The organism is Arcicella rigui (assembly GCF_034929435.1).
GTDB lineage: Bacteria > Bacteroidota > Bacteroidia > Cytophagales > Spirosomataceae > Arcicella > Arcicella rigui.
Genome location: NZ_JAYFUM010000008.1, coordinates 281,026 through 294,184 on the forward strand (window position 1 = coordinate 281,026; position 13,159 = coordinate 294,184).

Below are 13,159 nucleotides of genomic sequence, written 5' to 3' on the forward strand. Positions count from 1 at the left end.
GGTTATAGAGACTGTATTTTTTCGATTAGTTGATTTTTAATATTTCTGATGTCATTTGCGATTTCGATAAAATGCCATTCTGGATATTCGTATTTATCTTTCAAAGCATTCACCGCAGGAATCCAACGGTTTTCTACGAACCATTTTTTTTCTGCTTTGTCATTACTCATGCCACTAATTTCAATCAACAAGTTCTTAACGACTCCATCTTGAGTTTTTACACGAGCCACAAAATCAGGATAATACAAATGGTCTTTCCCATTTTTCACATAAGGAACTGTAACACCAAGGAATTGATTTTTGACATAGCATTCTACTGTTTCAATCTCTTCCAAGCTTTTAGCACAAATACCTTCCCAATCGCTGTCCATTACTACATAATTCACATGACTTTTCTGGGTTGGAAATACATCTTTCACCGTGTTTCCGTTGACATACTTTGTACTATTGAATTTATTATAATAATTAAATATAGGTCGAATAAATTCAGAAGTATTAATCTCTGGATTTATTCCTCTAATGATATGGTCAACGATTTTTTTTGGGTCTTCAAAGAATAGCCAACGTTTATATCTTTGGTCAGTAATATTAAGTAAGATTACTTTTTCATTGTACCAGAATTCTACAATTTGTTTTAGTTTATTAAACTTATGAAACTGCAAGTTTTCTTGATTTTCATCACTAAAATGATATTTAATCAATTCTTTCGTAATGGTAAAAATCAATTCATGGTCACGTCTTTCCAAGACTGATTTCAATTTCAACGTTTCTTCATTAGCAGAAATTGGACTTGCCATGATGGTTTCAGTAGGGAATTTAGAACCATCTATTTCATAGTTTTCAACCTTAGTGAAATCAAACTTTATTTCCCCATCATAATTTTCAACACGATACCCCACCACATTAGGAAAAACAATTTCCATTGTTGCTTGTCTTTCTGGTATCGCAGCAATATGTGTTAAATCAATAGGAGGAGGTGGTGGCTCAGATTTACCTCCTTTAAACATTTTGAAAGGTACACCAATAATGTGAGCGTATTCGGGAGGGAATTTTTCAATAACAATTTTGCGTTTATCGTTCGTCGGATTCCCTTCTTTATCATAGCCTTGCAGGATATAGCTCATTCTTCTCAATGCACGACCAGCTACTTGTTCACAAAGTAATTGCGAACCAAAAGCACGTAAACCCATAATATGGGTAACGGTGTTGGCATCCCAGCCTTCGGTAAGCATAGAAACAGAAACTACACAACGAATATGAGAACCCAATTTTCCTTGTTGACCTACGGTATTTACAACTTCACGCAAGATTTCAGCATCCGTTATTTTATCTACACTTCCTTGCCCATACATTTTCACATAATCCTTTTTAAACTCTTCTATTTCGGATGAAAAGATTTTCTTAAAATCATCGTTTACTTGTTCGCTATTTTCAAGGGCATCACTATCAATCAAAAGCGTTGGAGGACGTTTAAGCGGTTTGTTCGTTGAAGGGTCGTAATTAGAAAACAAATCTTTAGCACCATGAACAATGACAGTATCGCCATCTGCATTAGTGTATTCATAACCTGCAATATATTTATAGACTTCTTTTGAAACAGAAGTATTATTACAGACAGCAATGAATACAGGAGGTGCTGAAAACAAATTGGCTTTCGCTTCACGATTTTTTCTTACTCCTAAATCATAGTCAACATAATGGTTATAGAATTGGTCCAAAGCTCCCTTTACCAAAGAAGGAAGTTTGGGAGGTTGCTCTGAAATCGTTGAACCTTCCGCTATTGCTTCTCTCTTTTTGGTACGTTGACCTTTTTTGGGTAAATCATCACGAACATGGTCGTATAAATTACGTAAGATTGGAACTGTTAATTCTTGGGTATTATCACTTTCGGGTAAAAAAGGAATTTTCACTAACCCAGATTCGATGGCTTCAATAAGTCCAAAATCTGAAACAACCCAAGGAAACAGACTATAAGGAGTATGTCCAGAACCTGTTAAATAATAAGGTGTTGCAGAAAGGTCGTAAACAGATTGAAGTTTAAATTTTTTAGCGATTTCTCTGATACCATTAAACCAAACAGCCGCACGAGCATTTTCGTCTGCTTCTTCATTATCAGTAGTTTTACTTTTGGACTTGGGCAAATAGCAGTGATGAGCTTCATCATTGAGAATGAGAACTCTACTACCAGTTTTAAATTTACCCAAAGTTCTTTTTACTACTTGTGAAAAATCTTCCTTGTTATCAGTATCAATTTTTTCACCTTGTAAATTTGTTTTACCATCAAAAGGACTACGTTTGTTACCTTGTAATATTTTTGGTTCAAATGAATGATAATTAGTGATGACCAGCCTTGCATTTAAGTTTTCTAAGCGATGTTCCATGTTGGCAGGAATCAACCCACGCATACGATAGTAATCACTTATATCTCTGGGGTTTTTGTTTTCCGTATCAACAAACAATACACCTAACCTGCTTTTGATAGTTACTCCCGGAGCAATAATCAAGAAGTAATCAGCAAAACGTGTATCATTTTTATACTCTTGTCGGTTAAAATAATGATAACAGATTAAGCAAGCCATTACAACAGTCTTGCCAGAACCAGTAGCCATCTTAAAAGCAATTCGTGGTAATTGATCAGCTATATCTTCACTTACCGTTTGTTGTCCATCACGAAGTAAATTTAAAATATGCTGTCCAGCATTTGACTTTTCAGCTACTTCATTCAGCCAAATAGCCGTTTCAACTGCCTCTTGTTGAGCAAAGAATAATTTTTTAGTTACTAACCTTTCAGGATTATCAAACCAAAAGGACAATAATTCTTTAGAAACACGGGTAATATTTGGATACTTAGCATTTCGCCAAAGCCCAACTTCTTTTCTACAAAGGTTAATAATATGCGTACCATATTGAAGAGCATCATCATTCCACTCAAACACTTCTTTTTGTCCTTTTTGTCTTGAGGGAATAACAGCAGAGTCTTGTTTAAACACCCTTCTACCTTTACAGATGTCTGTATAATCTAAACTTCCTTCACTGTTTGTATTATAGTGTAGTTTTGGCTCTTGATAAGGGCTATTTAAAATTGGGTTATCAGCTATCATTGGGTTTGAATCTATTAATTTTAATTGGGGAAGCAAGATAAAAAACTTTATTTACAAGTTTAAAAGATAATCTTTAATCTGACTTAACTAAAACCATATTTTCAAATATACTTCATCAAATGCTATCTTAGAGAGGTTAAAAAGTACAAAGCCATCAATTTTGAAATAGTTGCTTTTCATAACATGATAAGCAATTTATTTGCTTAAATATTGATTAATTCCGAGCATGAAAACCCAATAATAAATATAAGCTTCAAAGCATCTATGATACCCTCCCAAACCGCCCCCTCACCCAACATAGCAATTTTGTAAGCTTACAATACATTTTTGTTGACTTACAAAACTTCTCTGCAAGCTTGCAAAAGTTTTTTGTAAGATTACAAAACTTCTCTGTAAGCTTACAGAGCAATTTTTACGACTCAATATTTTTAATGTAAGCTTACAAAATTATTTTGCAATCTTACAAAATTTCTCTGCAACCTTGCAAAAGTTTTTTGTAAGCTTACATAACTTTTTTGCAAGCTTACAAAAAACTTTTGTAGTATTACAATGAAGCATTGTAATACTACAAAACAGCAGATAATGCCTTCTATAACAAAACTTTAACAAAATCAATATTGATGTAAACTTAATAAATTCTCGCTTTTGTCAACAATAAAATATCTAAGAATAATCCAAAATTTACCGTATAATAAGTTTTTTAGTAAAATCCTTGCGGAAGGCTTTTCTACAAAGGCATTTTTTTATATATTTAAAACAACAAGCAAGACTCAACTTTTTTAAGTAAGCGTTAAGCTGTAATCCTATTGTAAAATACAGTTCCAACTATTAACCCCCCTACGACTATGTCAATCGTAAAAGTAATTGTCAGTTTTTCACGGCTAAGAGATGATGACCTCGACACCAAAAGCCAAGTGATTATCAACAGCCTCACAGGGAATATAGATTTTCCCAATCCTGTGCCAAGTTTAGCGGAAGTTACAGCAAGCAGAAATGCTTATGTAGCCGCTTTAACGGCAAATGAAACAGGCGGTAAGCAGGAAACCCTCAGAAAAAACCTTGCTCGTAAAGACTTGGAAAAACTCTTGGGTTTATTGGGCTTGTATGTACAAGCCAATTGTAAGGATAGTGAATTGATTGCCTTGAGTTCGGGCTTTGAAATTCAGAAAAGTAGAGCACCGATTGGTATCTTGGCAAAGCCAAGTAATTTTAAGATTGAAAATGGGCCATTGGCAGGTAGTTTACAGGCAAGCGTAGATAAAGTTGAAGGAGCAAAATCATATTTATTTGAGATTACAAAAACTCCTGTAACGGATGAAAGTATTTGGAAAACGGAATCATCTACGACTAAAACTTTTTTGTTTGAAGACCTGACGGCAGGTACACAATATGCTATCAGGGTAACGGGTGTAGGGGCAAATCCTAAAAAGGTGTATTCTGATATATTGTTTAAGTTTGTTCAGTAGTGTGTTTTGTAGATTTGTTTAGGTTAAGAAGTTTGATTTACTCAGTGTTTCTAATTAGGAACACTGAGTTTTTTTTTGCTTGTAAATGTAAGGCTGGTCAGGAGACCTGCCTCGGGAAGAAAGAAAATTGCCAGTGAAGACAAGGACAATGACAAAGAGAACCAAGCTCTGAAAGAAAAAAAGCCCCTTCTTTTCAGTGAAGAGGCTTTTGATTCAAAAAAGTGACTGTTTGATGTCTTCTGATTTAAGCATAGGGAAAAGTAAGTGTAAAGGTTGTGCCTACTTTTTCTTCGCTTTCAAAAGTAATATCACCGCCGTACATTTTTACTAAATTATGGACTATCAGTAGTCCTAAACCTGTTCCTTTTATTTGCCCTACATTATTCCCTCTAAAAAAGGAAGAATACACTTTCTTGAATTGGTCTTTGGGAATACCAATGCCAAAATCTTTGATTTCGATAACATAGTTATTTTCATTGAAAGACAACGTCAATGTTGGGCTTTCGCAGTTGGGTGAATACTTAAAGGCATTCGATACCAAATTATCTATAATATGCTCAAAATGCTGTGAATCTGCCCAAACTTTTCTTGCTTCGCCGATTTGCTTAAATACTAATTTTCTTCCGTCTTTTTGATGTCTGCCTTGTCGTTCGATAATGTAATGTATCAGTTCCACAAGATCCATCTCTACTTTTTTTACTTCAATGTTTTCATCATCAATTTTACCTAAAAAAAGTGTTTCATTCATTACATTGGTAATTCTGACGATTTCAGACTGAATATTATTAAGTTGTTTATGTACTTTTTCCTTAAATGACTCATCTTTCTGATGTTCAAGAAACATTTCTATAATTTCGGCTGAGGAGGCAATGGTAGAAAGCGGTGTTTTAAATTCATGGGCAGCCATTGCCACAAATCGGGTTTTGAGCTGATTTAATTCTTTCTCTTTTTGTAAAGCATGAATCAAACTTTCTTCTGCTCGCTTCCGCAAAGTGATTTCTCTGCTGGAACTGATGATTCTGTTTTCAATATCGTATTCGTCAAAGAATACCTTATAACTGGTTTGTACCCAAACGTATTCGCCATTCTTTTTCAAAAAGCGATATTCTACTAAAGACTCATCACTACTTTCTTTTAATGGTAATTCGTTTTTGTTTAATACTTCGTCCAAATCGTCAGGATGAACATACTCAAAGACATTTTTACCAATTAGTTCTTCTGGACGATAACCCAACACTTCCGTACAGGAAGGTGAAACGTAGAGATAGTCACCTTTTAGATTGCTAATACAGATTAAATCACGCACATTATTTGAGAGCAACTCGCTGAAATGGGCAGTAGCTTTTTCGTTGGTAATGTCTCTTAATGTTCCTGTTACCCCTATTACTTCATCCTTGTTGTTTAGTAACAAAGAGGCATATACCTTAATCCATAATACTTTACCCTCTTTGTTCAGATAACGAATATTAGCATCACAGGCACTTTTTTCACGCTTAATGAGTGGTTCAAAAAGTAATTCGTTCTTTTTTACATCATCAGGATGAAGAAAATTATAAAAAGGTTTTCCGATAGATTCTTCGTTAGAAAAACCAAAAATTTCAGTCCAAGCTTTATTGAGAAAAGTCCAGTTTCCAACTGTATCCGTTTGAAAAAGAACTTCGTCAACGCTTTCAACAACATATTTATATTTTTCTTCGTGTTCTGAAATCCTCTGAATTAATTGCTGATTCTCGGTGACATCTCTTGAATAGATAATCAGGTGCGTTACTTTCTTTTCGTCATTAAATACAGGATTGATATAAAACTCATAGAACTTTCCTTTAGCTTCATGAGTAGTTTTGAAAGTCTCTCCGCTCAGACCTCTTCTGATGTTATTAGGGGCTACTGACGAAAACCAAGTATCTGTATCAGTCAACCTTTTAGTACCTACCTGAGGATAATAATCATATAACTCCTTAAAAAAAATGCTGTAAGCCTTATTGAAAAGAACAAAATTACATTCAGCATCTAATACGCAAACTGGATCTACGAGAATATCGAGAGCATCCTGACAAAATGGAATTTCTTTTTTCATAGTGAGTATAAAATTATGTGAGGACAAGCAATAAAATATAATTTTCTTGGGTTTTGTTATCATTTAAACGTACTACATTCATAATTAATTCATTTAATAGACGATTAATCTGTACAAATAAAAAGACATTAAACAATTGGGAAATCTGTCAAAAATAACATTATGAGAGAAGCAAAACCCTAACAAAAATCATAAAAGATACATTATAGGAGTTATTGTTATTATATAAAATTATATACATTAGCGAAGACCGAAGCAGAAGAAATAAATGTTTAAACGGCAGGCAAAAGAAATTTTTATTTCATTTATTTATATTTGGCATCCAAAATTATAGATAAACCTTAATCCGAATATAATGCGTATCAACTACGGAGATTTTGTACTAAAAAGCCTTGTGATTATTGGCTTGGGATTGAGTGTTTTTTTGATTGATACCTATGAGTTTCTGGCGGACAATCATACAACTTGGGCAATCGTTGGGTTGGCGATTTGTAAAATCATTTTTATTGTTTGGCAAAGTACCAGAATGATTATTGAAGTAACAGCCAACGACACTCCTTTTTATCGGTTTTTACTTTTTATTATCGTAAATGTAATGATGGTTACTTTTTCATTTGCCATCGACTATTTCTGCCTTTATCATGTCAATCCACTTTGTTTTTCGGGTGTAGATAAGTCGCTAAGTTTGCCAGAAGTGTTTTTTGAGTGCTTTTATTTCAGTGTGCTAAATTTTACCAATTTTGGTTATGGCGAGATTTTACCTCAAATCATTCCTGCCAAAGTATTAGTAATGATGGAAGATTTACTTTCATTTTTCACCATCATTTTGGTACTTTCTGATTTTGTCAGTTTGAAAGAATCACTTTTAGAATCTAATTTTTTGAAGAAAAGGCTTCGACAGAAAGAATAAAAAAAGCCCCCTCTCAACGGGAGAGGGGGTTGGGGGGTGAGGTTACACTTTCACGGGTTGGGGATTATATATTAATTCTACTCAGTACTTTTAAATTCAATTGCCGACAGTGACATTACAATCTGCGAATCTTTTGCCTTGTCATTTTTAAAGACAAAATACACATCATGTTGCCCCGCATTGGCTGGCACTGCAATTTTTAATGTAGTATTCGGATTGGGTCTTGCTGGTGGTGCTGCCGCTTGTCCGTTTGCAGGTGCAGTGGTTGTTGGCGGAGGTCCCATTCTTACTTCACGAGGTTCGATTATTTCACTTTTACCCAGTAAAGTACCTGTTGGTGAGTCTAATCTCAATTCCACAAAACCACCCGACGCTCCTACTCTTGTTTGTGCTTGTGCCGTTAATTCTACTTGACTGATTTCGTTTAAATCAATGTTTTTGTAGCCTAAGTACGCATTGTTGCCAACTAAAGAAAATGAACGACCGGGTGTAATCGTCAATTGAGTTCCTTTAGATTTATCAGCAATTTCTGGATTCAATTTGGCATTTCTCAATACAATTAGGTCTTCAGATGCCAATGATTTCATTACTTTCGTGCCTTTGTCTTTGTAAGCTGCACGCAAGATGTATGAACCATTTTCTTTTTTACCGTCAGGAATCTTCGTCAAATACGAACCATTCGTTGGCAATGAAGTAGCCGTTTTTGGTTCGTTGATATTCAGAATGTATTCAACGATGATATTAGCTTCTGCTTGTGAAATCTGAGGGTGAGCCGCCATCATGTGGTCGCCCCAAACACCTCCTCCACCTGCAATTACTTTTTTAGATAAGTAATCCAAAGCTTTTGGGTCGCCTTTGTATTTTTTGGCAACATCTTGATAGCTTGGACCAACCGATTTTTTATCAATCATGTGACATGACTTACAGTCGCTTTTGTTCATCATTCTTTCGCCCATCGAAGCAAAAGCTGAGGCATCTACGCCACGATGATTTTGAGAAGCTTCGATTTTATCATAACCAATCGCTAAATAATCAATACTTACTGCTACTTGGTCAGGTTTGATTTTACCACTTTTCAAGTCTCCGTCTTCTTTATCAGCAACTTTTACTTCGTACTCAATCGCTTTGTTAGGGAAGTAAAAAGTTTTGTTTCCTTTTTTAATATCAAAAGCCACCGCAGGCGATTCATTACCTACTTTTACTTCTAAAGATTCACTGTTTTCTTCGCCTTTAGTATCTTTTACTGTCAAGGTAACATTGTAAATCCCTGCTTTATCAAAAGTTACGCTTGGGTTTTCGGTTCTGAGTACTTTTTTACCCGCTTTGCTTTTGATTTCCCATTGATACGTCAATTTGTCGCCATCATAGTCGATTGTTCCTTTTGAAGAGAAATTTACTTTTAATGGAGCTGCACCTGTCAAATTATCTGCCGAAGCTACAACTTTCGGCATACGGTTTCCGCCATTGTATTCTACTTTTACTAAGCGTGCGTTATCGTTTCCTCTGAACCAAGCCGAACCATATTCTAACACATACAAATCACCGTCAGGAGCAAAATCCATGTCAATCGCACTACCAAAATCTGTGTTTGGCATAAAACGCTCCATAGATTTAAAATCGCCATTGTCATCCATCGTCACCGACATAATCCAACCACGCATAAAGTCGGTAATTAACCATTTTCCTTCATAATAGCTTGGGAAAACTCTTTGTCCATTCGGGAAATCAGCTTTACGAAATACTGGACCACCCGTAGCACTTCTTCCTGAACTTCCTACCAAAGGGAAATCTTCTGAAATACCATAAGGATACCAAATAAAGGCTTTTTGTGCAGGTGGTAATTGTTTTAAACCAGTATTGTTCGGAGAATCGTTGATGGGATTTGCTGGGTCATATTTTGAATTTGGACGAGCTTTTTTTGTTTCAAAATCCCAATCTGTATAAACTTTATTATCGCCAATGAAGTATGGCCAACCAAAGTTACCTGCTTTTTTAGCTTGGTTAAATTCATCATAACCTCTTGGGCCTTGGTCGCCATCGTTAGAAGCATCAGGGCCTACTTCTCCCCAATACAAATAACCCGTTTTGCTATCAATCGTTGGTCTCCACGGGTTACGATGTCCCATTGTATAGATTTCTTTTTTCACCAAACCATCGCCATTGTTGGGCAAAGTTTCATATAAATTTCCTTTTGGAATGGTATAAGAAGCGTCAGGCTGTGGCGTAATTCTTAGGATTTTACCTGTTAAACTATTAGTGTTTCCTGCTCCACGTTGGTCATCCCAATACTCCCAGCCTTTACGTTCATCAAGATTGGCATAACCATCCGAACCACTGTTTGAAGTATTGTTTCCAACTGTCAAGAACAAGTTTCCAGCTTTATCAAAAACCATTCCTCCGCCTGTATGGCAACATTCTTCTCTTTGGGTTGGTACTTCTAAAATTACTTTTTTAGAACTTTCAACCAATTCTTCGCCTTTCAATTCCCAGCGAGCCAACACGTGTTGTGTTTTGTCGGGGTCGGCATAGTACATATAAATCCAATGGTTTTTCTCAAAGTTCGGGTCGTGAACCAAACCCATTAAGCCTTCTTCGGCTTCACGTTTTTGTCCTTTGGCATTGGTGTACTTAGTATTTACAGGGATGGTCGCTATGGTTTTTATCGTGCCAGTATTGGGGTCATATTGTTTCAAAGCACCTTTTCGCTCGACCAACAATACTCTTCCATCTTTTAGAAGGGTCATTTCCATAGGTTCGTCAAGTTTTTCTGCCAAGACAACTTTTGTGAATCTATTTTCTTCGGGAGCATTCTGAGCGAAGGAAAGATGCGTAAAAAGCGAGCAGAAAAGCAAAGCCGATGTGGTTTTTATTATGTTTTTGGATAATAAAGATAAAATCATCATGCAATAGTTAAATAGTGAAACATGATGGCAAATTGCAAAATAAACTTAGAAAAATATTAAAAATTCGACAGACGGGGGTATTTGTTCGATTGCTTGCTGTATATACGGGATAATGGTAAGGTTTATTTTGGCAGCCCTACTAAGTATGAGTGCTGAATTGTGAATTGTGAATTTCAGCCCTGGTTGGAGTTTTTCTCCAACGAATCGTGCGTCAGCAACAAATCAATATGATAGAATGCTAAGGAACGAGTTGCTGACGCTCGTTTTGTTGGTGAAAAAACACCAACAAAGGCGAAAATAGCCTATTTACTAAATGTAAGTGCCTTAAAGCCAAATGAAATAGCCTATTTACTAAATGTAAGTGCCTTAACGCCAGATGAAATAGCCTATTCACTCAATGTAAGTGCCTTAAAGCCAGATGAAATAGCCTATTCATTAAATGTAAATGCCTTAACACCAGATGAAATAGCCTATTCACTAAATGTAAGTGCCTTAACGCCAGATGAAATAGCCTATTCACTAAATGTAAGTGCCTTAACGCCAGATGAAATAGCCTATTTACTCAATGCAAATGACTTAACACTAAATTAAATAGTCTATTAACTTAATGCAAATACCTTAACGCCTGATGAAATAGGAATAACGCCTGATGAAATAGGTTAACGCTAAATGATTATTAAAGTACTTGTCAAGGTTGTCCCATTCTAAAAAAGAAAATCAATCTCTGACAAATAAAAATATTTTTTTACTATTTTTATAAAACAACTTAGCCCAAACAAAATGCCTTCTCAAACATCACCCAAGTTTTATCTTTCTATACTTATTGGTCTATTAGCCATTGGTTTAGGATTTTATGGAGCTTTTTTCCTTCAAATCAAAAATAATATTCAGTGGATTTTTATTGCCTTGTTGCTAATTGCTGGAATTGCCTGTTTATCCGTTCTTTGGATTGGTCGTATGCAATCAAAGGATAAGGTTATCAATGCAACCAATGCTTTTGCTGTATTTGTATTTTTATGTACCCTAATATTTGGTTTAATCTCTCCACCCACAGAGGAATCAAGTTTAAAAATACAAGTAAAAGATTGGCAAGGTACTTCTGTTTTAGCCAATGAAAAGCAAGTGATAAAAGTTAGCTCTGGAAAATTTAGTAAAATCTATGACTTAAACTCTGAGAGTGAAGTATTACTTACTTTTATGAAAGATGCCGATAATGTAGAAATTGAAGTATTAAATTACGATTGGCAAATAGACAAAAAAGGCAAAAGTGCTATATATCCTATCCCAGAAAATGAAATCCTTAATTTAGTTTTAGTACCTGCCAAAGAAAGATGCTGTCTCTATGGAAGAGTAATTTTTGATGATAACCAAACCCATGATTTAGCCAATATTACAGTACAAGCCGAAGGTATAAGTACCAAAACCCAAGCTGATGGAAGTTATCGTTTGGAGTTACCTTTGGAAATGCAATTGCAAACTGTTTCAGTTTATGCAAAAAATGGAAATTACAGTGGTAATATATGTTGCTGTAATACAATTTCACCATGTGATATTCTTCTAACCCAACATTTAAAATAAACTCAATTATGAAAATCAATCTGCCTCTTTTTGTTTTTATGCTGTTGACTAAATTAAGTTTTGGACAACAAAAAAGCCTTTTAATAAGTACACACTTAAACACTAAAGCAGGGAAAGCTGTAGAGAAAGTTAGCGTTGTAGTTGATAAAGTCGGGACTTGCATCACAGGAAATGATGGTAAATGTTTTTACCCTACATTAAGAGGAATTGGTATGTCTGTAAACATTAAAGCTTCTTTAAGTGACTACGTACCCATCAATAACTTGGAGTTAAAAAGCTATCGTTTATCCGACCAAAAGATTGATACAGTACGAGTAATAATGTCATTGATAGCTGAAAGAGAAAAATACGCTTTAGCTTATTTTGAAAAGGAAACAGGTATCATTATTCGCAAAAGATTTGAAGAAAAGGAGAAGAGTTTATATGCCCAAATTAAGGATTTAGTGGCAAAGATGAACGATATAAAAGATAAAAATAATCTCGCTTATCAAAAGTTAGAAAAGAATTTAGAAGAAGCCAACAAACGTTTAGAATTAGTACAAAAAGATAAACTCAATCAAGAAAGTATCGCCCAACGTTTAGCCACTACCCTAAGTATGCTTGAGGGAGAAGAAATACCTGACTATGTTTCTCAAGCATATAGCTTGTTTAGACAAGGGAAAATAAAAGAAGCGGATAAAGTATTACAAATAGATGCTATTGACAATGAGGTTGTCAAAGCTAAATTGATGATAAAAATTGGAGAACTTGGCAAAAAGATACTACAAAATGCTATAGCATCTTATTTATTTAAAGCACAATTAAAAATTGAGTTAAATGAATATAAACAAGCAGAGATACTATTTGAAAAAGCCTATCAAGCAGATTCCAACAATGCCAATACGCTTTACCAATATGCTTATTTCCTCCAAAAACAAAATAGAGCCAAACGTCCAGCGGAATTATATGAGCGAGCTTTGATGATAAGAGAAGCATTAGCCAAAGACAATCCTCAACAATACTTGCCTTATGTGGCTAATACCTTAAACAATTTGGGTATTTTTTATAGTGACAATAATTTAAAAGAGCAAGCTCAAAAAGCCTATGAGAGAGCTTTGATGATTTATGAAGCATTAGCCAAAGACAAT

General features: G+C 35.0%; 7 protein-coding genes. 4 read left to right on the top strand and 3 right to left on the bottom strand.

Annotated elements, in window-relative coordinates; translation table 11 throughout:
* Positions 1-2: 2 nt before the first annotated feature.
* Entirely contained in the window at positions 3-3,101 is a 3,099-nt protein-coding gene (locus tag VB248_RS08770) for a BPTD_3080 family restriction endonuclease (RefSeq protein WP_323296383.1), read from the bottom strand.
* Between the two features lie 845 nt (positions 3,102-3,946).
* Here VB248_RS08770 and VB248_RS08775 point away from each other — a divergent pair.
* Positions 3,947-4,567, top strand: a complete 621-nt coding sequence (locus VB248_RS08775; protein ID WP_323296384.1) for a fibronectin type III domain-containing protein — start codon at positions 3,947-3,949, stop codon at positions 4,565-4,567.
* A 244-nt stretch (positions 4,568-4,811) separates the two neighbouring features.
* Here the strand turns inward: VB248_RS08775 and VB248_RS08780 are convergent, their stop codons facing one another.
* Positions 4,812-6,641, bottom strand: coding sequence for a sensor histidine kinase (locus tag VB248_RS08780; protein WP_323296385.1), 1,830 nt, complete (start codon positions 6,639-6,641; stop codon positions 4,812-4,814).
* Positions 6,642-6,996: 355 nt separating this feature from the next.
* Between VB248_RS08780 and VB248_RS08785 the strand changes: the two genes are divergently transcribed.
* The gene (locus VB248_RS08785) at positions 6,997-7,551 is read left to right on the top strand and encodes a hypothetical protein (protein ID WP_323296386.1); all 555 of its coding nucleotides are present in this window, start codon (positions 6,997-6,999) and stop codon (positions 7,549-7,551) included.
* A 77-nt stretch (positions 7,552-7,628) separates the two neighbouring features.
* Here the strand turns inward: VB248_RS08785 and VB248_RS08790 are convergent, their stop codons facing one another.
* On the bottom strand, positions 7,629-10,454 hold the full coding sequence (locus tag VB248_RS08790; protein ID WP_323296387.1) for a PQQ-dependent sugar dehydrogenase: 2,826 nt from the start codon (positions 10,452-10,454) through the stop codon (positions 7,629-7,631).
* Positions 10,455-11,234: 780 nt separating this feature from the next.
* Here VB248_RS08790 and VB248_RS08795 point away from each other — a divergent pair.
* Together VB248_RS08795 and VB248_RS08800 are read left to right on the top strand one after the other, a co-directional pair.
* On the top strand, positions 11,235-12,032 hold the full coding sequence (locus tag VB248_RS08795; protein WP_323296388.1) for a hypothetical protein: 798 nt from the start codon (positions 11,235-11,237) through the stop codon (positions 12,030-12,032).
* Between the two features lie 8 nt (positions 12,033-12,040).
* Positions 12,041-13,159 (top strand): tetratricopeptide repeat protein (locus VB248_RS08800; RefSeq protein ID WP_323296389.1); only part of this gene is annotated, 1,119 nt, incomplete at its 3' end.

What these genes read in the sequence shown, in the direction of transcription:
- VB248_RS08770 (WP_323296383.1), bottom strand. Translation starts at nt 3,101, where the DNA reads ATGATAGCTGATAACCCAATTTTAAATAGCCCTTATCAAGAGCCAAAA.
- VB248_RS08775 (WP_323296384.1), top strand. Translation starts at nt 3,947, where the DNA reads ATGTCAATCGTAAAAGTAATTGTCAGTTTTTCACGGCTAAGAGATGAT.
- VB248_RS08780 (WP_323296385.1), bottom strand. Translation starts at nt 6,641, where the DNA reads ATGAAAAAAGAAATTCCATTTTGTCAGGATGCTCTCGATATTCTCGTA.
- VB248_RS08785 (WP_323296386.1), top strand. Translation starts at nt 6,997, where the DNA reads ATGCGTATCAACTACGGAGATTTTGTACTAAAAAGCCTTGTGATTATT.
- VB248_RS08790 (WP_323296387.1), bottom strand. Translation starts at nt 10,454, where the DNA reads ATGATGATTTTATCTTTATTATCCAAAAACATAATAAAAACCACATCG.
- VB248_RS08795 (WP_323296388.1), top strand. Translation starts at nt 11,235, where the DNA reads ATGCCTTCTCAAACATCACCCAAGTTTTATCTTTCTATACTTATTGGT.